Here is a 23,653-nt window from a genome sequence, read left to right on the forward strand (position 1 = left end):
TACCGATAGGGCGCTTAATCTTTGCGTTGTAAAATCTCATTCCAAGGTAAATCCGCATCACCAAGAACAATAAAGTTCGGGTTTTCTAGTGTTTCCCGCTCGTTATATGACAGCGGTTCTAATTGCGTGCTGAGAATACGTCCGCCAGCTTCTTCAACAATGCATTGTGTCGCAGCGGTGTCCCACTCACCTGTTGGACCTAGTCGGAGATAGCAATCTACCGCCCCTTCCGCGACGAGGCATGCTTTCAATGCTGCAGAACCGAGCGGTATTAAGTCGTAATTCCAGGCGCTGCTCATACGGTTAGTAATACGATTGATGTCTTGGCGACGACTAATAGCAATTGCGATGCTTTGCTCTGGCTGTTCGTGTTTGTGTGTATGGATTTTGACGCTGTCCGACATGTCGGGAATTTTCCAGGCGCCTTTGCCATTATAAGCGTAGTAAGTCACGCCAGATACAGGGCCGTAAACGACGCCCATGGTTGGTCGATTGTTGTCGACCAACGCAATAATAGTGGCAAAGTCACCACTGCGAGCGATGAATTCTTGAGTACCATCAAGAGGGTCGACTAACCAATAACGTTCCCACTGAGCGCGTTGCTCTAAGCTTATGTCTGCGTCTTCTTCTGACAACACGGGAATGTCAGGCGTCAGATCACTCAAGCGTTCAGTGATGAACTTGTGAGCTGCAATATCCGCACTTGTTACGGGAGTTTCGTCACTTTTGGTGTAGGCCTCGTATTGCTTCTTTTCATATATTTCGAGGATCATTTGCCCAGCACTGCGGGCAATCTCGATGACTTGAGGAAGTAGGTGAGATAGATCTTTTGTCATTGGCATAAGTGATAGTCCTTACTCACAGTGTTATTCGGTTCTAATGACCGTTATTGGTTATGCTTGTGAGTGGTGTTTGGTAAGTGTTTCAGTGCCAACATTAGCGCTGTGATGCTTCGTGCTTCACAGAAATCCATGTGAGTTAATAACTCTTCGGCTTGCGCAAGTGGCCAACGCACAATTTCCAGTGGTTCAGGCTCATCGCCTTCTTGCTTCTCTGGATAAAGCGCCTGTCCTAAAAATAGAGTCATTTTGCTCGAAAAGTAAGATGGCGCGAGGATAACTTGTTTCAACGGGGTTAACTGATTACAGCCAAAGCCGATTTCTTCTTTTAACTCACGATCCGCAGCTTGGTGTGGTGTTTCTCCTGGGTCAATCAGCCCTTTTGGGAAACCTAGCTCGTAACGTTCAGTTCCAGCGGCGTATTCACGCACCAGTAATAAATCGCCTTGTTCTGTTACAGGGACTACCATTACAGCATCTCGTCCACTTGGCTTCATACGCTCATAAGTACGATGCTCACCATTGGAAAAACGAAGGTCGAGCGCTTCCACAGCAAACAGTTTGGATTTTGCAACCGTCTGGCATGAGAGTATCTCTGGTGGGGTTCGTTTCGGCATGACGCTGGCTCCTTGGTGTCGTTGGCGTTTACGAGATGCGTAAGATTCTTAATATATGAGAACTCCGCCTGAGTTTCTAGCGGATTTTACGAGTCGAGCTAAGCATCTCAGCATCACCTCAGTATCGATACAAAAATGGGAGACCGAAGCCTCCCATTTTCTGACAGTGTTTACTCTTAGTAGTAAGAGTGATCACCACGGTCATGTTCTGTAGCATCACGAACTGCGGTTAGTTCACCAATGAACTGGTTTAGCAGCTCTTTCTCGATGCCTTCTTTTAGTGTTACGTCAACCATAGAACAGCCATTACAACCGCCACCAAATGCAACAATCGCAACACCGTCTTCAGTGATCTCAACCAAGTTTACGTGACCACCGTGGCCAGCAAGTTGTGGGTTCACTTGAGTTTGGATAACGTACTCAACGCGCTCAACCAGTGGTGCGTCGTCCGCAACTTTACGCATTTTAGCGTTAGGTGCTTTTAGCGTTAACTGAGAGCCCATTTTATCGGTAACAAAATCGATTTCAGCGTCTTCAAGGAATGGCAGGCTTAGCTCATCAACGTAAGCTGAAAAACCGCTGTAAGAGAGTTCAGTGTCGGTCGATTCTACTGCTTCTGGTGGACAGTAAGACACGCCACACTCAGCGTTTTGTGTACCTGGGTTCACAACGAAAATACGAATGTTAGTGCCTTCAGGTTGTTGACCTAAAAGGTTAGCGAAATGCGTTTGCGCAGTTTCTGTAATAGTAATATTTGACACGACGAATACCCGAGTAAATTTGTAGGTTACTGCTGCTATTCTACTCTTGTTGACGTATGGGTCTAGTCTTTTTGATGCTAAGGCATGGCGAAGCGATCTAGAGAGAACGAGGAGCAGGTGTTCTGCAGATGCAGTAAATATCGATGCTTTCTACGCCAACTTCAAGTAGTAAATGACATAATTGTCGGACGGTACTGCCTGTGGTGACTACATCATCGACGATGGCAACATGGGAAGAGTGAGGGCGCTTATTGAGAATAAACGCGCCTTTTAAGTTTTGTTCACGGCTTGTTTTGGTATTACCACGCTGTGATTGGGCGAGCCTTACTCGACGAAAGACCTTCGCATCAAAATTAGTCTGCAATTGCTTGGCGAGGTGTCGGGCTAAAACATCACTTTGATTAAAACCCCGGCGCAGGTAACGCTGCCAGTGCAATGGCACACTGGTAATGATTGGAGCTGGCGTGGTGATGCGCTGTGCCAGTTGCTCGGTTAATGCTTTTACATGCCAAGACTCTCCGTGATCTTTAAAGCGTTGTACTTCCCGTGAAAGGGGAAAGTCGTAATCGCCTAACGTGTATAGCCTTTGCCATGGCGGTGGCTTTGAAAGACATTCACCACAAATACTATCCGTACTCATTTCTTCTTTCTGTAATGATAAACCGCAGCGTTGACATCGTTTTACCGGAGTTAGGTATTTTAAACAGTGCTCGCACCAGCGCAGAGTATTTGTGTGGCTTGGTGTTTGAATAGGGAACCGACACAGGCCGCATTGACTGCTCAATACGCGATGCATGATGTTTTGCCAGTGATGAGATAACATAGCGTTTATTCATGGTGATATTTTACTCAGCCTAACGCTTGGCTGAAGCCGTAGGGAATAAAATAAGTGGGAGAGATTGAGAGCATGAGCACGAAATTACACTGGCAGTCATTTGGTCAGGGACCAGATTTGGTGTTACTGCATGGTTGGGGCATGAATGGTGCGGTATGGCAGCAGACAGTCGAGTCTCTTCAACCTTATTTCCGAGTTCATGTGGTTGACCTTCCGGGGTACGGACATAGCGCCGAATCTCATGCTGAAGATTTAGACCATATTGCTAACCTGGTGGTGCAAGGTGCGCCAGAGAAAGCGATTTGGCTTGGTTGGTCCCTCGGAGGTTTAGTGGCGACGCATGTGGCGTTAAATATGCCCGAGCGCGTGGCTAAGTTGATTACGGTTGCCAGCTCACCAAAATTTGCCGCAGAAAAACCGTGGCGCGGCATTCAACCGAATGTACTGAGTGCGTTCACCTCTCAGTTGCTAGAAGATTTCTCACTGACCATTGAGCGCTTTATGGCGTTGCAAGCGATGGGCAGCCCATCAGCGCGTAAAGACGTTAAACAGCTCAAGCAAGCGGTACTATCGCGCCCTCAGCCAAACCCTGAATCGCTGTTGGTTGGGCTAAACATCCTTGCTGATGTGGATCTGCGCGATGCGTTGACGTCTCTTTCTGTTCCAATGTTGCGTCTTTATGGCCGTTTAGATGGGTTGGTGCCAATTAAAGTAGCTAACGATTTAAGTGAACAGTTGCCTCATACCCAGCAGTTTGTTTTTAATCAGTCCTCTCATGCGCCTTTTATCACCGAACATGACGAATTTTGTGTTCAAATCCGAGAGTTTGCTCACGATTGAGCAAGTACGAGCGGAAATACCTCAAGTTGTTTAAAAAGTGGTCGATATAAAGGCTGGTGAGGTTTTATTAGCCAATAAAGCTAAGCCATATTGACGAGTTGGGCGACTCTGAGGAGGGTTCGCAATGATTGTGTCACCGACCAACGTAAGTGTGCCACTGATCGCCCCATCCGTGAATGTGCAGACGGAACAAGCAGCTCGCGACAATAAAGTCCGAGAGCCTGTAACGCCAACGGTCGCATTGGCCAAAACCAATGCAGAGCGAAAAGTAAAAGGTGACGACAAGCGCCGACGTCAGTCTTCTTGGGATCCTTCAGAGCATCCTGATTATGATATGGAAACGGAAGTCGACACGCGTTATCAAGAAGAGCCGGAAGATACACTAGAACGGCTTTTTAGTTTGCTTGCGCTCAAATCGTATAGTGAAGACCAGGGGAAAGGCTACGCGATCCGCTTTCGCTTACCAAAGCGCATTTTGGATGCTGCGATCAATGAAGGATTAATGGAAAAGCGCAGGAAGGTGATCAAGTTTCATTATGGTCATGCAGTCGCTCCCCATACCCCGTCAGAAGTGATAGCAGTATTATGACGACTCAATATCCTACTCAAACAAAAACGCTCCAAGCAGGTTGACTGATTGGAGCGTTTTCTTTTTAGTTATGAAAGCTCGTTAGCGGTGAAGCCTAGGTAAGGTTACTTTTTCGCTTTAGCAAACGCTGCAGCAAACGCACCGCCCATCGCGCTGTTCGATGACGAAGCATCACGGCGAGGCTGACGACGCTGCGGTTGGTCATTACGACGTGGCGCTGCTGATGAGCGTTGGCTGCGGTTGTCTTGACCCGGTTCGTCGTTCATACGCATCGATAGACCAATGCGCTTACGCTGCACGTCCACTTCCATCACTTTCACTTTGACGATGTCGCCTGCTTTCACCACTTCACGTGGGTCAGACACATAACGATCTGTCAGTGCAGAAATATGCACAAGACCATCTTGGTGAACGCCGATATCAACGAAGGCACCGAAGTTGGCTACGTTAGACACCACGCCTTCTAGAATCATGCCCGGTTCCAAGTCAGATACCGAGTTTACACCTTCTGCAAAGGTCGCCGTTTTGAATTCTGGACGTGGGTCACGACCCGGCTTATCCAGCTCTTTGATGATGTCTGTAATGGTTGGAACGCCGAAGTTATCGTCGGTGTAATCGACCGCATGCAGACCTTTAAGGAAGCTTGAATCACCAATCAGTGCTTTGATATCTTTGTTGTTCTTCTCAGAAATCGCTTTGACCACTGGGTACGCTTCTGGGTGAACCGCAGACGCATCAAGTGGGTTCTTACCATCCATGATTCGTAGGAAGCCTGCACACTGCTCGAACGCCTTAGGACCTAAACGAGGTACTTTCTTCAAGGTTGTACGTGCTTCGAAGCGGCCGTTCTCATCGCGGAAGTCGACAATGTTCTGCGCGATGGTGCTTGATAAGCCTGCTACGCGCGTCAGTAGCGCCGCAGAAGCAGTGTTCACATCAACACCAACCGCGTTTACACAGTCTTCCACAATCGCATCTAGGCGTTTTGCCAACATAGATTGGCTTACATCGTGCTGGTATTGACCCACACCAATAGATTTAGGATCAATTTTCACGAGTTCAGCCAATGGATCTTGCAAACGACGTGCAATCGACACTGCACCACGCAGTGATACGTCCATATTCGGGAACTCTTTTGCTGCAAGCTCAGACGCTGAGTAAACCGATGCACCCGCTTCACTCACGATGATTTTCTGAACTTTCAGGTTGCCACGTTTGATGACGTCTGCGACAAAGCTGTCGGTTTCACGTGAAGCCGTGCCGTTACCAATCGCAATCAAATCCACGTTGTACTTACGCACCAACTGATCAACGATTTGTGCTGACTTGTCGTATTGTTTTTGTGGTGGGTGAGGGTAGATGGTTTCGGTGGCAAGCACTTTACCTGTTGAGTCGACAACCGCGATTTTTGAACCTGTACGCAGACCCGGATCGAGACCAAGTGTTGCACGAGGGCCAGCCGGTGCTGCCATCAACAAGTCTTTTAGGTTAGTGGCGAATACTTCAATCGCTTCGATTTCAGCGCGCTCTTTCATTGCGCCCATTAGCTCGGTTTCCATGTGCATCGATACTTTGATGCGCCATGCCCAGCTGATCACTTGCTTACGCCAGGTATCCGCCGGTGCGCTGCTTAGCGTCACGCCATAATGGTCGGCGATAATCGTTTCGCAGTAAGACTGACGAGCGCCTTCTTCCTGTTCTGGATCAGCATTCATTGCCAATGTCAGGAAGCCTTCGTTACGGCCGCGTAGCATCGCCAGTGCGCGGTGCGATGGCACTTTGCTTAGGGGCTCGTTGTGGTTGAAGTAATCTTTAAACTTCTCGCCTTCTTGCTCTTTGCCTTCAACGACTCGTGAAACCAGTTCCGCATTGCGATTTAAGTGGTTGCGAATTTTTTCCAGTAAGTTTGCGTCTTCTGCGATGCGCTCCATGATGATCGCGCGAGCGCCATCCAATGCAGCTTTGGTGTCTGCGATGCCTTTGTCTGCATCAAGGTATTTGCTTGCTTCGCTTTCTGGCTCGGTTTGTGGATGATTCCAAAGCTGATCTGCGAGTGGTTCAAGACCAGCTTCAATCGCGATCTGACCTTTCGTACGACGCTTGGGTTTGTAAGGTAGGTATAAGTCTTCAAGACGAGTTTTGCTGTCTGCCTGCGCGATCTCTTGTTCTAGCTCTGGCGTCAGTTTGCCTTGCTCTTGGATTGATTTGAGGATGATTTGACGGCGATCATCCATTTCACGAAGGTAAGACAGACGGCTGTCCAAAGTACGAAGCTGGGTATCATCAAGGCCCCCCGTCACCTCTTTGCGGTAACGTGCAATAAAAGGGACAGTGTTGCCATCATCAATTAGGGTGACAGCGGCGTTGACTTGCTCTGGGCGAACATTCAGTTCTTGAGCAATCATGCGACAGATAGCTTGGCTCATCCGTGTTTTCTCTTTTAATTCAGTTTTGGTTGTATAGAACATTGGGGTCGTTCGAAGAATTTGCAATGTTTTAAATTAACGAGGCAAAAATTTACCGGGCGCTGGTGGACATCAGTCATATTTATGTCAAAACTGTAATTAAATTGAGAACTTATATCCGCAGTTATCGACTAACCTAATTCCACGGTTGTTGATATCACTAAATGTACCTCGGCTTATACGGATAATCATGATGAAAAAAATGTCTTTGGCGTTAGCGCTTACGAGTGCCTTACTTGCCGCCCCGCTTAGTTGGGCGCAGTCTATCTCAGGAACCACACAAGCTCCCGTTTATCAGCTCGATAACAAATTGGTACTAGGGCGTGTGGAGAGCGTCTACTACAGTGACATTCCGGAACTAAAAGCGGTGCCATTTATTGGCAAGATTGATACTGGTGCAGATACGACATCGATGCATGCGGAGAATATCCATGTCAGTAGCTCACACCCAGATTACCAAGATTTGAAAGATAACGAGTTACTTTGGGCGATTGTCGATGACTTAGGTGGTACGAAGGCAAAGTGGGACGCCGACAGCTTTAAGCCATATCAAGTAAAGGTTAGCTTTACGGTTCCTCACCCTTATACAGGGAAGGAAATACAGATTACCGATGATCTGGAAAGAGTGAGCGCGATTCGCAGTCGAACAAGCAAAAAGCCCATCCTACGCCCGACAATAAAAATGCCGATGACAATCGCTGGTCACACCGTTGATACGGAAGTGAACCTGACCAAGCGTACGCAATTCTCTTCTCCTATCTTGATTGGTAAAACTTATCTCGATGATAACGCATGGGTCTTCGCTGGTTACGATTATCTTCAAGAACAGCCAAGCGCAAAAATGATTGGCAAAAAAGAGACGGTTGAAGTCGAAGGTGTGCCATATAAGATCAGCATTTCAACTTCTAGCCGTTATACCAACGTCCATGCACTGGACATCAAGGTAGACAAAAAGCATAACGAAGTCTCTTTTATGTTAGAGGGCGAGAATGGCAAGCGTCATCCAATGACATTACCCTTGGTACGAATGCTGAAAACGACCAAAAGCGAGCGTCCTTTAGTCTATTTACCCGTCAAAGTCGGCGAAAACGAAACTCAACGTTGGTTGGTGTATCTGCGTGATCGCAGTAAGTTCAGTTCGCAAATTCGCTTAGGTCGGGACGTCGCGAGTCAGCACTTTGTTATTGATACGGACAGAGAAAATCTATTGGGTGGCGTAGAAAAAACGTTCAAAAGCGCACTCAAATCAAAACCTCTTGTCGTTTCACCAGAAGAACAGGTCACCATTGATGGTTATACCGTCCCTGCTTACCCCACTTTTACTGTGAAAACGCCATTACTGCGTGTAAATGGGTTTGAAGTAACAGAAAAAGGTAAGGATGAATCCGTCACGTTTTATTTAATGAACGATGAGGGGAAAGAAGAAAAAATCACCAAACCAGTGTTGAAAAAGCTCAAGGTTGGCAGCGCGGTTCGCCCTGTTGTCGAAGGAGACTTTCTTCTCGGTAGAAAAGACACATCAATGAAGTTTGCGCTCGATGTGCTTGATGAGGGTGACACTCAACCCTTTTTCGTCTTTGGTCATGACATAGCCAAGGGTGGTGTGTTGCTGAACACTCGCGCAGACCATCTACTAGATGCAAGGCCACTTTTCAAAGCTGGCCATATCGAAGTGGCTGAAGTTGAGGGGATGTCTTTCCCTGTGAAGTTAGACACGGGTGCAGATGTAAGCTCAATCAATGCTAAGAACATCAAGCAGTTTAAGAAAGACGGCAAAGACATGGTGAGCTTTACCTATGAGAACGATCTTGGCATGAAACAGGCGTTTACCAAGCCTGTTGTTGATGTCATGCGTATTAAAGCTAAGAAAGGCGAGAAAGCGAACGTACGCCCTGTGGTTGAAATGCATGTTAAGCTTGGCGAATTAGAGAAGAAGATCCGAGTCAACTTACAGGACCGAGGTCGCTTCCATTACAGCATGATTTTAGGTAAAAACTTCCTAAAACATGGCGCGGTTGTTTCGAGTGATACGAATTACATCGTGACGCAAAAACCGGATTACGAAAAGTAACACTCTGGCCGCCTTATCACCTTGATACCCAAAGCCTGAACAACATTGGATCTTTGGGTATATCATCTCCTTAATGCTGCCAAAGAGCAGCATTTTTTAGTTGAGATAGGAGTTAATTTGAAAACTAAGCTGATTACACGAGAAGGTTACAACAAACTCAAACAAGAGCATGATTACCTTTGGAATGAAAAGCGCCCGGAAATCACCAAGATCGTCACTTGGGCGGCGAGCCTGGGCGATCGCTCAGAAAATGCGGATTACACCTTCAATAAACGTTTACTCCGTCAGATCGACCGTCGTGTCCGCTTCCTTCGTAAATTCCTGCCAGAAGTCACGATCGTTGACTATTCTCCACAACAAGAAGGCAAAGTCTTTTTTGGTGCATGGGTGGAAATAGAAAATGAGGCAGGAGAAGTGAAAAAGTTTCGTATTGTCGGGCCTGAAGAGATTTATGGCGATGCGAAAGACTACATCTCTATCGATTCACCTATGGCGCGAGCGATGTTGAAAAAACAAGTGGATGAAGAGTTCACGGTACGCACCCCAGAAGGTGAAAAAGAGTGGTTCATCAACTCAATTGAATATATTCAACCGGCCTCGGAAGACTGAGGCTTTATCACCGATTCAAGTCTCATGAAGTTCACTAGGAGTGACTTGGGTCTCAACGTCAGAATATTTGGTATAAAGGCATGGTGCCTTTCTCGGAGAAGTAAAATGAACAAAGCAGTCATGTGTAGTGCTGCACTAACAATAGGTTTCTCACTTTCAGTTTTTGCTCAAGATGAAGTGAAAGGCTGTGACGCTAAAGAGTTAGCGGTAGAGCAGCAGCTCGAGTATGCAAAAGCGCAAGGTAATGAACATCGAATTAAAGGCTTGGAGCAAGCACTTTCCGCTATCCAGAATGAATGCTCGGAAGGTGAGCTGCGCCAAGAGCTGCAAACAGAAGTGGAAGAAAAGACTAAAGAAGTTGAGGAGCGAGAGGAAGAATTAGTCGAAGCTCAGCATTCAGGGAAAGCAGACAAAATTGAGAAAAAACGTCACAAGCTGGCTGAGGCACAGCAAGAGCTGCTTGAGGCCAAACGTGAACTGGAATGGAATTATGGTCAATAGTAGGTGCTGAAAATACCTGCTAGAGAGAGAATAAAGCGCTTAAGATAAAAAGAGTAACAATTTGCTTGAGCACGTTAGGAAAAACAGTGATACATTTTCGACAATAGACGCTTCTGAAAGGATGTTTCAATGCAAGAAAATCATAAAATTTTAGTGGTTGATGACGATGCTCGTTTACGTGCTCTATTGGAGCGTTACCTTTCTGAGCAAGGTTTTCAGGTACGAAGTGTCGCCAATGGCGAACAGATGGATCGCCTACTAACGCGCGAAAACTTTCACTTAATGGTGCTGGACCTAATGTTGCCAGGTGAAGACGGTTTGTCAATTTGTCGTCGTCTACGCCACGCGAACAATATGTTGCCAATCTTAATGCTCACCGCGAAAGGTGATGAAGTGGACCGCATCGTAGGTCTTGAGGTAGGGGCGGATGATTATTTGCCAAAACCGTTTAACCCACGCGAATTGTTGGCTCGCATCAAGGCAGTATTACGCCGCCAAACTGTAGAGTTGCCGGGTGCACCAAGCACGGAAGAAAAAGTGGTGGAGTTCGGGGAGTTCCGACTCAATCTAGGCACTCGCGAGATGTTCCGCGGTGACGAGGCAATGCCACTCACCTCTGGAGAGTTTGCTGTCCTAAAGGCGCTCGTGATGAATGCGCGTGAGCCAATGTCACGAGATAAATTGATGAACATGGCGCGTGGCCGTGAATATTCTGCAATGGAACGCTCTATTGACGTACAAATCTCACGCTTACGTCGCATGTTAGAAGACGATCCGAGCAAGCCGCGCTACATTCAAACCGTGTGGGGCCTAGGTTATGTTTTCGTCCCAGACGGCAAAGAGGTGTAATCTCTTCACTCCATAGCCAGCACTTGGCTATAGCAACTTCAGCCTTCATTACCTTCCCTTTGAAGGCTGAAATTTCGCGATTAGGACCACTAGGAACGTTCCATGCGCATCCGAAGTTCACTGACACAATCTATTCTGCTGTTCATCTCTTTGCTTCTCGCGAGCCAAGTTTTCTCTTACTACGCCGTTTTTAACTACGCGTTGATGCCGAGTTTGCAGCAGTTCAATAAAATTCTCGCCCATGAGCTCAATTTGGTGCTTGATGATGAAGGACCTTTAAAGTCTGATGCACCGTTAAGGCGTCAATTGTTAGAAAGATTAGGGGTGACGGTTCATAGTCTCGATAGCGATAAGGCGATTGAATTTCATCACGCAATGTCGATTGATTTGATGTCTGAAGAAATGAGCCAAGAGCTGGGTTCGCCCACAGAAGTGCGCTTATTGCTTGGCGATGAAAGTTACATTTTGTGGATGCACATCGAAAAGTTGCCGAACTCCATCATTCGTATTCCGTTATCTGAGCTGCAAGAAGAAGATTTTGCCCCGCTGTTTCGTAACAGCTTGATTATGGCGCTGCTGATCATTGCAGGTGGTTGGTTGTTTATTCGTTTGCAAAACCGTCCACTTTTGGCTTTAGAGAGAGCCGCGAAAGACGTCGGTCGAGGTGAGATCCCGCCCCCCTTAGCAGAGAAAGGCGCATCGGAGATTCGCTCTGTAACTCGAGCCTTTAATCAAATGTCGAAAGGTATTCAAGAGCTAGAAGAAGACCGAGCCTTATTAATGGCAGGGATTAGCCATGACTTACGAACACCTCTGACGCGTATTCGCCTAGCGACAGAAATGATGTCTCCTGAGGACAGCTATCTTGCGGAGGGGATCATTAGCGATACGGAAGAATGTAATGAGATCATCAGTCAGTTTATGGATTATCTCAAACCGGTGAACCAAGAATCGTTTGAAGCGGTTGATATCAGTACGATTGCCAGTGACGTTGCCAGTTCTGAAGGTGGCTATGAGGTTGAAATTGAAACAGATCTTAATCTTAACTTGCCACCAGCCAAAGGAAGCGCAATTGCGATTAAGCGGGCGATCAGTAATTTAGTTGTGAATGCGCTACGTTATGGTAATGGCTGGGTCAAAGTCAGCACTGGTGTGACAGCAGATAAGCAGCTAGTGTGGATTTCAGTAGAGGACAACGGACCGGGTATCGAGCATTCTCAAATCGCGAGGTTATTTGAACCCTTTACGCGTGGTGACACCGCTCGCGGTAGTGAAGGCACTGGGCTAGGGTTGGCGATTGTGAAGCGTATAATCAGCCAGCATTCAGGCTCTGTGGTGATACGTAATCGCAGTGAAGGCGGTTTAATCGCTCAAATCAGTTTTCCTACCAAGTAAGTCGATGGCCTGCACCCTTTAAAACAAAAAGCCCAACCTAAATAGGTTGGGCTTTTCTTATTCTCAATAATCTTAAGACTCTTTCGCTTCCTGAGGAAGTTCATCTTCGTCTTCCAGTTTCTCTGGCAGAAGTAGATTTAAAATGATCGCTGTGATGCCACCTGCTGCAACACCAGTTGAGAAAATACTCTTAATAAATTCTGGCATAAATTGCAGGATCTCTGGTTTTTGTGCGATACCAAGTCCCATTGAGAAGGATAAGGCCATGATCAGAATTGCGCGGCGATCGAGCTCAACACGAGAGATAATACGCACACCAGCGGCAGCAATCGTACCAAACATGACAATCGTTGCGCCGCCAAGTACTGGCTCAGGAATCAGCTGAACAAAGCTAGCGACGCCAGGAAACAAGCCAAGAATCACTAACATGCCAGAAATAAAGTAACCCACGTAGCGGCTCGCGACTCCTGTTAGCATGATGATGCCGTTATTCTGGCTAAACGTTGAGTTCGGGAAGCTGTTGAAAACGGCTGCGATTGCAGAGTTTAAGCCGTCTGCTAACACACCGCCCTTAATGCGTTTCATGTACACTGGGCCTTTTACTGGCTCACCAGACACTTCAGATGTTGCGGTAATATCACCGATGGCTTCTAGTGCGGTAATAAAGAAAATCAGTACCAGCGGAATGAACAGAGACCAGTCAAACGATAAGCCATATTGCATTGGTACGGGCAGTGCTACGATCTCGGTTGCGCCTAGCTGAGAAGTATCTACCATCCCCATAAAATACGCCATGATGTAGCCCACTAGCATCGCAATCACGATTGAAGCCACACGGATGTATGGGTTTTTCGAGCGGTTTAAAATCACAATTAATCCAAGTACCGTCCCAGCCAGAGCAAGTTTGTCTAAGCTGCCGAAGGTTCCTTCATTTAATGCTGCGTAGCCACCGCCCATTGATACTAAGCCGACTTGAATCAGTGTGAGACCGATAAGAGTGACGACGATGCCTGAAACAAGCGGAGTGATGATTCGGCGGGCATGCTCCAACACGCGAGATAGAAAAATTTCTGCAAATGATGCGACTAAAATCGTACCAAAAATGGCAGCCATCATGGTACTGATGTCTGCTCCACCGGCTTTCAGCGATAGGCCTGCACCAATAATAGGACCTAAAAAGTTAAAGCTGGTGCCTTGAACAGAGAGCAAACCAGAGCCAATTGGGCCAACGGTGCGAATTTGAATAAACGAAGACACGCCTGACGCAAACAAAGACATGCTGATGATGGTATTCGTTTGGTCTGCTGGTACACCCAAAGACTGACAGATGATCAGTGACGGAGTGATAACCGCGACGAACATCGCCAATAAGTGCTGAAGTGCGGCAAAAATGGTTTGAGGCAAAGGTGGTCGATCGTTGAGTTGATAGACCAGTTCCGAAGATCGGTTTGAAGTTGTCATTGTTTGTCTCGCTAGTCGCAATATTTCCCTAGTTCTCGCTGAATGGGAGAGCAGGGTGGAGTTGACGTCGTTACCTGTGATTGCTGTTAATCAGAGTCAACTCAGGTTGGTGGAGTGTGATCTAACACACTTAAAAATTTGTGCGCGATTATAGAGAGATTTTCTCAAAAAGCAAACGTTTGCTTTTGGCTTATTAAAAAACGAGCCATTTGGCTCGCTTTCAATCATTACGCTTTGGAGTAAATATCCCGCTCACCCAACCAGCGATCGATAATCGCTGTTGCGTTAGACGGGTAATTGTCATGAATATGACGCGCAATGCGCTGAACTTCGGGAATCAGGCGTTGATCTCGAACTAAGTCTGCGATTTTGAAATCAGCAAGACCTGTCTGCTTTGTACCCAATAGTTCTCCAGGGCCACGAATTTCTAGGTCTTTCTGCGCAATGACGAAGCCATCGTTACTTTCACGTAGTACTCCGAGACGTTTTTGCGCGGTTTTTGACAGCGGAGAGTGGTACAGCAGCACACAATGGCTAGCAACGGAACCTCGGCCCACGCGACCTCTTAACTGGTGTAATTGTGCCAAACCAAGACGTTCAGGGTTTTCTATGATCATCAAGCTAGAGTTTGGCACATCCACACCAACTTCAATCACTGTCGTTGCGACCAGCAAATGCAGTTTATTGTCTTTGAAATCTTGCATCACCGCTTGTTTCTCTGCCGGCTTCATTCGTCCGTGTACTAGACCAATTTTTACGTCCGGTAGCTTACGTTGAAGCTCTTCAGCGGTATCTGCCGCGGCTTGCGCTTCTAATACTTCCGACTCATCAATCAGAGTACACACCCAATATGCCTGCTTGCCTTCGTTTAAGCAGGCATTTCGGACACGCTCGACGATGTCGTCACGTTTGGTATCTGGAATGGCAACGGTTTGAATCGGCGTTCGACCCGGTGGTAGCTCGTCAATCACGGAAGTTTCCAGATCGGCGTAAGCGGTCATAGCTAAGGTGCGAGGAATAGGCGTCGCCGTCATGATCAACTGATGTGGGTAGGCGCCTTGTTTTGCGCCTTTTTCACGCAATTCTAATCGCTGATGGACACCGAAGCGGTGCTGTTCATCAATGATGACCAAAGCAAGGTGATGAAATTCAACGTGCTCTTGGAATAGCGCGTGAGTACCCACTACCATTTGTGCTTCACCACTGGCAATACGAGCCAGCTCGGCTTCCTTTGCCTTACCTTTGAGTTTACCCGCTAACCAACCGACTTGAATGCCCATGGTTTCAAACCAGTTTGCGAAGTTGATAGCGTGTTGCTCGGCCAATAGTTCGGTTGGCGCCATGAGTGCCACCTGATGGCCATGCTCAATGGCTCTAACAGCGGCCAAAGCGGCAACCAACGTTTTCCCCGAACCAACATCGCCTTGCACTAATCGCATCATTGGGTGCGGTTTTTCTAGATCGGCTTCAATCTCTTGTACTACTCGGGTTTGAGCGTTTGTAGGAGAGAAAGGCAGTTGGGCTAAAAGCTGCGTTTTTAGTTTATTACAAGGACCGAGAGGTAGCGCTGAATCCTTCTGACCTTTGCTACGCACCGCCAGCATCGATAAGTTTTGTGCGAGCAATTCTTCCATGATCAAGCGGATTTGGGCAGGATGTTTGCCTTCGTCAAACTCATCTAAATTAATGGTTGGTGGTGGGCGATGAATGGTGTACAGCGCTTGCGACATCGTGATTTGATGGTCATACAACCCCGCTGGAAGTAATTCCTGCACTGCGGTTTTATCAAGCAGGGCTAAAGCTTGTTCGGTAAGGTTGCGTAATGTGATTTGACGCAATCCATCGGTGGTGGGATAAACAGGGGTTAAGCTCTGTTCTACATCGGGCTTTTGCTCGCTGACGTAAAACTTGTAGTCAGGATGAACAATTTCCCAACCCATGCCACCGCGCTTAATTTCACCGTAAGCATGCACTAACTTACCTTGCGTGAAATTGTTCTTCATGGCTGCGGTAAAGTTGAAAAAGCGCAGCGTGATAGTGCCATTACCGTCGCTGATTTTTACCGTTAGCATTTTGCGCTTACCGAAGATAGTGTCGACTGCCATGACCTTACCTTGCACGGCCGCCCAAAGGCCAGCATGCAGTTTGGCAATAGGGTAAATACGAGTACGATCTTCGTAGCGTAACGGAAGGTGAAACAGCAAATCTTGAACGCTATGTAAGCCAACTTTGGCGAGTTTTTCTGCGACTTTCGCGCCAACTCTAGAAAGGGAGGTTAATGGGACGGCAGATAACATTTGGGCGGACATAGAGGGCTCAAGAAAATGGTTAACATAGCAGTATGTTAACCATGGAGCTGTGTTTTTGTACAGGAAAAAATAGTCATGCTTTAGTTAGTGTCATGATTTGACTGATAACCTATCATTCCGGGGAGCTTTAGCGACATCAGGATTCTATTTCCAACAAGTATGTCGCTGAAGTTAACACTATCAGCATCTGTATATTTGAGAATTAGATCCTGAACCACGCTCCTTCGCCGCCGTTCAGGATGACGAAAGTCTGTTACTTGCTTTGCATCTCTTGCCACCACGCGTCATCGGCGATGATTTGACCTTCTTCATCGAGTGGTGGGTAAACGAGCCCTTTTCGTTTCGCGACCTTTGCCAGCACTGGGTGACCACGTTCAAAGAGAATACGGTTGATTGTCTCTTTAGGCAGAGCGCTTTCTTCTCGGTCGTACATGCCTGCGGCTTCACGTTGACGTTGCGCTTCATACAAAATTACGGCACTGGCAACCGATACGTTTAGTGACTGCACCATGCCCACCATTGGGATAATAATGTCTTGATCGGCAAGCTGTTTGGCTTGCTCCGAAGCGCCAACTTTTTCACTGCCTAAAATGATTGCCGTTGGTCTGGTGTAGTCGATCTCGCGAAAATCGACGGCGGTGTCCGAAAGATTGGTCACCAAAACCTGCATACCTTGCGCTTTGAGTTCGGTAATCGCAGTTTCAATCGAATCGTGAGTATCCACTTCAACCCAGTTACGCGCGCCAGCTGAGGTATGGCTCAGCGTACGCATTTTGTCTGGCCAAATTGCGTGAACTTTGTGTAAGCCTGTCGCGTCAGCGGTGCGGATCACGGCAGAGACGTTGTTTGGCTTATGTACTTCTTCGAGACAAAGTGTCAGATCAGTTTGGCGAGTTTTTAGGACTTGGTGAATACGGTTGTAACGTTCTAGGTTCATATTTATTGAGGTATAAAAAATCGCCACCTAACAGAGTAGGTGGCGATAGAGGTTAGTTCTTTCTGCGTCTGACTCGGGTTGCTTGAGGCATTGCCTTAATCTTACGCATGATACCAGCAAGGTGGACACGATCTTTCGTCGTCAACAGCACAGTCACAGTGTATAGACGACCATCACGTTCTTCCGTTGAAAGGCCATGAATGTTTGATCCTGTTTTCGAGATCACGTTGGTCAGTTCTGCAAGAGCACCTTGGTTGTTAAGCATGTCGACTTTAAGTTCAGCAATGAACTCTTTATCGTAGTCTTCAGACCAAGCGACAGCCATATAACGGTCTGGCTCTTTCTGATAACCACGAACGTTCGGACATGTTTCTCGGTGAACAACCAAACCACGACCAGGCGATACGTGAGCAATAATGTGATCATCTGGGATAGGATGACAACAATTTGCAAACGTCAGCAATAAGCCTTCTGCGCCACGAATCGGAAGCTTCTTCTTCGAGTCCGTTGGGATTGAACTTGTTGTCGTGAGCTCTTCGGTGTCACCAAGGAGACGACGTGCGATCACAATGCTCATCAACTCACCCAATCCAATAGCAGCCAATAAATCATCGATGCTTTCTAGGCGAAGATCATTCAAGACTTCTTGGATATTTTCTGGATAAATTGAATCAATCGAGTGACGGCCAAGTGCGTGATTAAGTAGGCGACGACCTAAAGTAATCGACTCTTCACGACGCATCGTTTTCAGTACTTGTCGAATCTTAGTGCGGGCACGAGAAGTCACGACATAGTTTAGCCATGCCGCATTCGGACGCGCACCAGGGGCACTGATAATTTCCACCGTCTGACCGTTTTTCAATGCCTTACTCAATGGGTAAGGGTTACGATCAACACGAGCACCAACACAAGAGTTGCCTACATCGGTATGTACGGCATAGGCAAAGTCGACAGCCGTTGCGCCTAAAGGCAATTCAACGATACGACCTTTTGGTGTGAAGACGTAAATCTCATCTGGGAAAAGATCGGATTTTACGTTTTCAATGAATTCGAATGAGTTACCCGCGCTTTGTTGTAGCTCTAACAGGCTTTGCATCCAACGCTGAGCTTTCACTTGCGCAGTGGTGCCAGACTTGTCGCCTTTGTCTTTGTAAGACCAGTGTGCCGCGACACCTTTGTCCGCCATTTGATCCATATCTTCAGTACGGATCTGAACTTCAACAGGTACGCCGTGTGGGCCAACCATGGAAGTGTGTAGCGATTGATAGCCGTTCGCCTTTGGTACCGCGATGTAATCTTTCATGCGACCAGGACGTGGCTTATACAAGCTGTGTACTTGGCCTAAAACGCGATAACAAGTATCAGCGGTATCAACAACGACTCGGAACGCATAGATATCCATGATGGTATGAAAGCGCTGTTCTTTGGTTTTCATCTTGTTATAGATAGAGAACAGGTTTTTCTCACGACCAACGACGCGAGCATTCAAGCCAAAATCTTGCAGACGGCCTTCTATTTCGCTGTGAATGCGTTGGATCATCTCTTTACGATTACCACGTGCGGCTTTAACCACTTCTTTCAGTACGCGGTAGCGGTTGGGATATAGCGCCTCAAAGCCCAACTCTTCGAGTTCGGTTTTGATATTGTGAATACCAAGACGATGAGCGAGGGGCGCGTAAATTTCTAACGTTTCACGAGCAATACGACGCTTTTTATCTGGTCGAAGCGCGCCAAGCGTACGCATGTTATGCGTGCGGTCAGCCAGTTTGATCAGAATGACGCGGATATCTTGCACCATGGCCAGAACCATCTTACGAAAGTTCTCAGCCTGAGCCTCTTTCCTATCGCGGAATTTGAGTTTGTCCAGTTTAGATACACCATCAACCAATTCTGCGACAGTGTTGCCGAATTTCTCTTCGAGATCTTCTTTAGTTACATCACAGTCTTCAATGACGTCATGCAGCAAAGCAGCTTGGAGGGTTTCGATATCAAGGCGCATTTCGGCCAAGATACGAGCCACAGCGACAGGGTGGATGATGTATGGTTCACCGCTAGAGCGGGTTTGCCCTTCATGGGCATCTCTCGCTACCACATAAGATTGACGCAGAGCCTCAATCTGAGGCTCTGTTAGGTATTCTTGGGCAACGTCTTTGAGGCTATCGAATAGATACAAATTATAGGCCCGGGAGGTTGTTGAATTCTAAAGTCAGAATTAACGGTTGTGAGCGATGCTGCTTACTGCCGCTAGCTCTGCCGCTTCTTGCTCTTGCTGTTCTTGACGTTCACGAGCGTCTAGAACTTCTTTAGTAATTAAACCTTCTTCGATTTCGCGTAGAGCGATAACCGTTGGCTTATCGTTCTCTTCTGGCACTAGTGCATCTTTACCGCCAGTTTGCATTTGACGAGCGCGGCGAGCCGCAATCAGTACTAGGTCGAAACGGTTGCCAACTTTTTCAACAGCGTCTTGAACAGTTACGCGTGCCATGAGGACTCCAAATAGTTAACTAAAATTTTAGAATGACGAGAAAGTATACAACCTAACTACTTTATTTACTAGCAATTAGACAAGCCACCGTTTGTGGACTTTCTCAGGTAGTTTATTGTGTTTTTCGCACTGGGCAAAAAACGGGAAATTCTTTATGTTTTACAGCGTGACTTTTTGAAGTTACTCTGCTAACAACGCGTCAAGCATACCTTTATATTTAGCAGCTTGCTTTTCTTCCTTCAATCTTTCAGCACGCAAGATAGCTTTAAAATCCATCAAAGCGGTATCAAAATCGTCGTTTACGATCACGTAGTCGTACTCGTTGTAATGAGAGATTTCCGACTTGGCTTCAGCCATACGCTTTGCGATCACTTCATCGCTATCTTGACCACGAGTGTTCAAGCGACGCTCTAACTCACCGTTTGATGGTGGCAGGATGAAGATGCTTTTGGCTTCTGGCATTTGTTCACGGATTTGGCGTGCGCCTTGCCAGTCGATATCTAGAAAAACGTCGATACCTTTATTTAGTGTTTCTTCAATCCATACACGAGATGTGCCGTAATAATTACCAAACACTTCTGCGTATTCTAGGAAGTCACCTTTAGCGATCAGGGCTTCAAACTCATCTTTCGCTACAAAATGGTAGTGGACACCATTTTCTTCACCAGGTCGCATGTTGCGCGTGGTGTGAGACACAGACACTTTCATTGCGTAGGTTGGGTTGCGTTCCAACATCGCTGAGATCAAGCTAGATTTACCTGCGCCGCTAGGTGCAGATACGATATAGAGAGTACCTTTGCCCATTGTACTGTTCCACTTTTGATTGGATTGATTGAGTGCCGAAGGAAAGTTCGACATTCTTATAACGATAGCACTGGCATTGAGAAATCAACCACCAAAGGGGTGGATATTGGTGATAATCCCGCCAGAAAAATGGAGGCGAAGAGTATCATGATCTCTATTTTGTTACCAGTTGATCTTTCTGTCTGTGATCGTCTCAGATGAAATAGTTACTTACGCCAGAGTGTTCCTAAACAGCGAAGAAGGAGCGTGATACAGGACTTACCATCCGCGCACTCTGTTATTAAAACCATTTCTACAACCGTTTAGTGTGCTGATTTTAGGTTTAGAGTCCCGATTTGGCTTGCGTGAGTGACTCTGGTTAAAAATAGGGGTTAATAAAGATAAAACGGAAAAAAGGGGAAGCTTTCACTTCCCCAGGCGTGCGACTGACTCACACTTAATCTTCGAATTATCCTTGAGACTCTAGGAAATTTATCCAAGGGCTAACGGTTGACCTGAATTTTGGCGATTGAGCAGCGCCTTTCATCGCCTGCAAGGCCTTTTGTGGTTGCTTAAGCTCGAAATAGGCCATCCCGCGAATGTATTCAAGTTCTGCCTTTTGCTCTTTAGAGGCACTGGATGCCGCGCTTTCTACAAAACGAGTTGCTTCAGAATACTGCTTGTCTTGTATCATTAAGCGAGCAATCTGAATTTGCGTTTTAGCAGAAGGAGCGAGGTTATATGACTTTTTATAAGCGAGAATTGATTTATCTAGCTCTTTAGCTTGCTGCCAGAAACTGGCTAGGCGGTCATAGTTTTCCTTCGTCTTTTCAATGTTTCCAGCTGCCATTTCCTTGTCAAGAGTTTTGGCTGCTTTATATGGAATACCTTGATAAGCCAAGAAGTTTACAAAGCGTAAATATTCCTTCTCTCCTTCTAGTTTCCCCATTTTGTAAACCATTTCTAGGGTGGCTAGAGAGTTGCGTTCTTGACCTAGCTCCATGTAGACACCAGAAAGTTGCATCCAGTAACGCTTTTTCTGAGGGTACTTTGAAGTCAGAGTTTTGAGTACACTGGCAACGCTTTTCAGCTGGCCTAACTCGTAGTGAGATGCAACGAGAATTAAGTACCAAGACTCACTTGGGCTCTTGCTCATCGCGATGGCTTTTTTGGTTGGCGGGATTGCATTTTTGTAATCTTCCAACTGAACATAAGCGCTCGCTAACGTGATATAAGCATGAGCTTGAGGCTTCTCTTTGGTTGTTTCTGCAACCTTGAACCATTCCTTCATCGTTTTTACAGACAACGTATACTTTTCTTCAGCTAGGTAAAGCTGAGCCAAGCTGTAGCGAACTTGTTGAGCAACAGGAACGGGAAGTGCGTCGAGCTGTAATGCTTCGGCAAAGTATTTTGCTGCTTGCACATAATTGTCTTGTAGCGAATACAAAAAGCCAGTCTGCTGAAGTAAAACTGCTCGGTCGTATTTTTTCGAACTTGTGCTTTCTAAAGCGCTTGCTAGTTTTTCTTTCGCTGCTGAATATTTTTCAGTTGCGATCAACTCTTGCACTTTGTTAACGGTTCGAAATGTCCGATCTGATAACTGAGGAGCTTCTTTTGCCATCGTAGGAGCGGCCATTGCCACTCCTACGAAGAGAATTAAAGAAGCCACTTTGCTTTTCCATAAACTTTTCATCGTGACTCCTTAATTGGTTGAGAACTCTATTTCTTGCGATAGGCGCGAGCTAACAGGTTTCCCGTCAACCAATTTTGGTTTAAATGTCCATTTAGAGACTGTTTTTCTTGCCGCTCGACCGAGGCCTAAGCGTCGTGGTTGCTCTTTAAGAACTTTGATGTCCTCTACGGCACCACGTGCGTTGACAGTAAACTCTAATAAGACGACCCCTTTTTCTATTCCTGCTTTCGCAGCTTTCCTAGGCATTTGAGGTTGGAATGTCGCTAGAGGTGTTGGACCTCCGCTACCCGCGAGTTGCGCACCTCCACCCTGGCTATAATGTCCAAGCACCGAACCACCTGTAACATTTACGGGTAGGTCAAGCTTTGGCATATCCATTGGGGTCTGCTCCATCACCGGTTTTACTGTCGCTGTCACTTTCATTTCTGGCGGCGGCGGCGGACGCTTAGGCGGTGGTGGCTTTGGAAGTTCGCGTTTTTTCTCCTGTATTTTTTCGTCTGGTTTAATGCGAATAAACTCGACCATACGCAGGTCATCATTCGACACTAACTCGTGGCGCTCTTTGTTTACTAGCTTGTCCATCCCCCAGAACAACCCGAGGGAGACAATGAGCGCCAGTGCAATTGAGGCCAGATACCGCATAAGCTTAATCCTTATTGGTTGCGGCAATGGAGATGCTTTCTACACCTGCCATTTTGATCTGGTCCATAACCTTCACGACTACGCCAGCATTTGCTTCTGTGTCGGCTTGGATAACAACTGCGCCATCAGGGCTTTCTGCACGAAGACGTTCAATATTCGCGCGAACCGCGTCCACTTCGATGCGGCGTTTATCAACCCAAACATCACCCGCCGCACCAACTGCGACCATGATGTTACCTTTTTTCACGGTTTGCGCAGAGCTTGCCGTCGGGCGGTTTACTTCTAGACCAGCTTCTTTTACGAACGATGTTGTTACGATAAAGAAGATCAACATGATGAATACGATGTCGAGCATCGGTGTCATATCGATAGCGGTTTCATCACTGCTATCACTGCTATAGCGTCTTTTCATGACCTATACCTCTAATTCCATTTACTCAGGCAATATGCTTTAGCTTATCTTCCAGCTTTTGCGTTGTGACTTTGGCTAAATGATCAAGACGTGAACTAAAGAACAGTCCTGATAGAGAAGCCACCATCCCGGCTAAAGTTGGGATTGTTGCCTTTGAGATCCCCGAGGCCATTGCTCGAGGGCTTCCTGTTCCTGTTACCGCTAAGATGTCGAATACTTGGATCATGCCAACAACGGTGCCGAGCAAACCCAGTAAGGGACAAAGCGCAATCAATACTTTCACGATTGGCAGGCCCTTTTTATTCTCAATGTCCTGACGAGAAACAATTTCTTGTCGGATCATCTTAGCGTTCCAGCTCTGGTGCTCTGAGCGCCCCTGCCATGAGCCAACGGCTTTTTTCATGGCTTTTGGAGCGACGGCAGCAAAATAGAACCAACGTTCTAACAATACTGCCCACAGCATAAAGCTGAGGATGAAGATGGCGACGAGTACATCGCCACCCATTCCCAAGAAGCGCCTAATTGATTCAAGTTCTCCAACTAACCACCACATAACGCCT

At 46.8% G+C, this 23,653-nt stretch carries 22 protein-coding genes; 7 read left to right on the forward strand and 15 right to left on the reverse strand.

Translation table 11 applies throughout. The features are described from left to right. Positions 1-14: 14 nt before the first annotated feature. The 4 genes from cysQ to R7190_RS10400 all read right to left on the reverse strand — a co-directional run bounded on the left by cysQ (position 15) and on the right by R7190_RS10400 (position 3,040). Positions 15-842, reverse strand: a complete 828-nt coding sequence (gene cysQ, locus R7190_RS10385) for a 3'(2'),5'-bisphosphate nucleotidase CysQ (RefSeq protein ID WP_005379308.1) — start codon at positions 840-842, stop codon at positions 15-17. Between the two features lie 44 nt (positions 843-886). Continuing rightward, positions 887-1,456, reverse strand: coding sequence for an ADP compounds hydrolase NudE (gene nudE / locus R7190_RS10390; RefSeq protein ID WP_005379309.1), 570 nt, complete (start codon positions 1,454-1,456; stop codon positions 887-889). Positions 1,457-1,632: 176 nt separating this feature from the next. Beyond that, complete coding sequence (gene nfuA / locus R7190_RS10395) at positions 1,633-2,217, reverse strand: Fe-S biogenesis protein NfuA (protein WP_005379313.1); 585 nt, start codon at positions 2,215-2,217, stop codon at positions 1,633-1,635. A gap of 97 nt (positions 2,218-2,314) precedes the next feature. Then, positions 2,315-3,040, reverse strand: coding sequence for an amidophosphoribosyltransferase (locus tag R7190_RS10400; RefSeq protein ID WP_033905914.1), 726 nt, complete (start codon positions 3,038-3,040; stop codon positions 2,315-2,317). 84 nt (positions 3,041-3,124) lie between these two features. Between R7190_RS10400 and bioH the strand changes: the two genes are divergently transcribed. After that, positions 3,125-3,892: a pimeloyl-ACP methyl ester esterase BioH gene (bioH, locus tag R7190_RS10405; RefSeq protein WP_005384724.1), complete on the forward strand. Its 768-nt coding sequence runs from the start codon at positions 3,125-3,127 to the stop codon at positions 3,890-3,892. Positions 3,893-4,016: 124 nt separating this feature from the next. After that, positions 4,017-4,481 (forward strand): hypothetical protein, encoded by a 465-nt coding sequence (locus tag R7190_RS10410; RefSeq protein ID WP_005379316.1) that lies wholly within the window; start codon positions 4,017-4,019, stop codon positions 4,479-4,481. Between the two features lie 104 nt (positions 4,482-4,585). On the opposite strand, the gene R7190_RS10415 is transcribed toward R7190_RS10410, so the two are convergent. Then, positions 4,586-6,907 carry a Tex family protein gene (locus tag R7190_RS10415; RefSeq protein ID WP_053349750.1) on the reverse strand — a complete coding sequence of 774 codons (2,322 nt, stop codon included), beginning with the start codon at positions 6,905-6,907 and terminating at the stop codon, positions 4,586-4,588. 229 nt (positions 6,908-7,136) lie between these two features. Between R7190_RS10415 and R7190_RS10420 the strand changes: the two genes are divergently transcribed. The 5 genes from R7190_RS10420 to envZ all read left to right on the forward strand — a co-directional run bounded on the left by R7190_RS10420 (position 7,137) and on the right by envZ (position 12,371). Beyond that, the gene (locus R7190_RS10420; protein ID WP_005384728.1) at positions 7,137-9,017 is read left to right on the forward strand and encodes an ATP-dependent zinc protease; all 1,881 of its coding nucleotides are present in this window, start codon (positions 7,137-7,139) and stop codon (positions 9,015-9,017) included. A 117-nt stretch (positions 9,018-9,134) separates the two neighbouring features. After that, the gene (gene greB, locus R7190_RS10425) at positions 9,135-9,626 is read left to right on the forward strand and encodes a transcription elongation factor GreB (RefSeq protein WP_053307281.1); all 492 of its coding nucleotides are present in this window, start codon (positions 9,135-9,137) and stop codon (positions 9,624-9,626) included. A gap of 105 nt (positions 9,627-9,731) precedes the next feature. Further along, a complete protein-coding gene (locus R7190_RS10430) occupies positions 9,732-10,127 on the forward strand; it encodes a DUF1090 domain-containing protein (RefSeq protein WP_005379332.1) in 396 nt (131 codons plus the stop codon). A 129-nt stretch (positions 10,128-10,256) separates the two neighbouring features. Next, positions 10,257-10,976 (forward strand): two-component system response regulator OmpR, encoded by a 720-nt coding sequence (ompR, locus tag R7190_RS10435; RefSeq protein ID WP_005379333.1) that lies wholly within the window; start codon positions 10,257-10,259, stop codon positions 10,974-10,976. A 102-nt stretch (positions 10,977-11,078) separates the two neighbouring features. After that, the gene (gene envZ, locus R7190_RS10440) at positions 11,079-12,371 is read left to right on the forward strand and encodes a two-component system sensor histidine kinase EnvZ (RefSeq protein WP_025768312.1); all 1,293 of its coding nucleotides are present in this window, start codon (positions 11,079-11,081) and stop codon (positions 12,369-12,371) included. Between the two features lie 72 nt (positions 12,372-12,443). On the opposite strand, the gene R7190_RS10445 is transcribed toward envZ, so the two are convergent. The 10 genes from R7190_RS10445 to R7190_RS10490 all read right to left on the reverse strand — a co-directional run bounded on the left by R7190_RS10445 (position 12,444) and on the right by R7190_RS10490 (position 23,646). Further along, positions 12,444-13,832, reverse strand: coding sequence for a uracil-xanthine permease family protein (locus R7190_RS10445; protein WP_025768313.1), 1,389 nt, complete (start codon positions 13,830-13,832; stop codon positions 12,444-12,446). Positions 13,833-14,059: 227 nt separating this feature from the next. Further along, positions 14,060-16,141, reverse strand: coding sequence for an ATP-dependent DNA helicase RecG (gene recG, locus R7190_RS10450; protein WP_318137546.1), 2,082 nt, complete (start codon positions 16,139-16,141; stop codon positions 14,060-14,062). 253 nt (positions 16,142-16,394) lie between these two features. Then, positions 16,395-17,078, reverse strand: a complete 684-nt coding sequence (trmH, locus tag R7190_RS10455) for a tRNA (guanosine(18)-2'-O)-methyltransferase TrmH (RefSeq protein WP_017635001.1) — start codon at positions 17,076-17,078, stop codon at positions 16,395-16,397. A gap of 52 nt (positions 17,079-17,130) precedes the next feature. Then, positions 17,131-19,251, reverse strand: a complete 2,121-nt coding sequence (gene spoT, locus R7190_RS10460; protein WP_005379340.1) for a bifunctional GTP diphosphokinase/guanosine-3',5'-bis pyrophosphate 3'-pyrophosphohydrolase — start codon at positions 19,249-19,251, stop codon at positions 17,131-17,133. 39 nt (positions 19,252-19,290) lie between these two features. Then, entirely contained in the window at positions 19,291-19,563 is a 273-nt protein-coding gene (rpoZ, locus tag R7190_RS10465; RefSeq protein WP_005379346.1) for a DNA-directed RNA polymerase subunit omega, read from the reverse strand. Positions 19,564-19,743: 180 nt separating this feature from the next. Next, complete coding sequence (gene gmk, locus R7190_RS10470) at positions 19,744-20,367, reverse strand: guanylate kinase (protein WP_005379347.1); 624 nt, start codon at positions 20,365-20,367, stop codon at positions 19,744-19,746. Positions 20,368-20,815: 448 nt separating this feature from the next. Further along, a complete protein-coding gene (locus R7190_RS10475; protein ID WP_064376868.1) occupies positions 20,816-22,039 on the reverse strand; it encodes a tetratricopeptide repeat protein in 1,224 nt (407 codons plus the stop codon). 9 nt (positions 22,040-22,048) lie between these two features. Beyond that, positions 22,049-22,681, reverse strand: a complete 633-nt coding sequence (locus tag R7190_RS10480; protein ID WP_005379353.1) for an energy transducer TonB — start codon at positions 22,679-22,681, stop codon at positions 22,049-22,051. 4 nt (positions 22,682-22,685) lie between these two features. Then, positions 22,686-23,093: an ExbD/TolR family protein gene (locus tag R7190_RS10485; RefSeq protein ID WP_005379359.1), complete on the reverse strand. Its 408-nt coding sequence runs from the start codon at positions 23,091-23,093 to the stop codon at positions 22,686-22,688. A 25-nt stretch (positions 23,094-23,118) separates the two neighbouring features. Continuing rightward, positions 23,119-23,646: a MotA/TolQ/ExbB proton channel family protein gene (locus R7190_RS10490; RefSeq protein ID WP_005379363.1), complete on the reverse strand. Its 528-nt coding sequence runs from the start codon at positions 23,644-23,646 to the stop codon at positions 23,119-23,121. Positions 23,647-23,653: the final 7 nt, after the last annotated feature.

Source organism: Vibrio sp. 1078-1, from assembly GCF_033340475.1.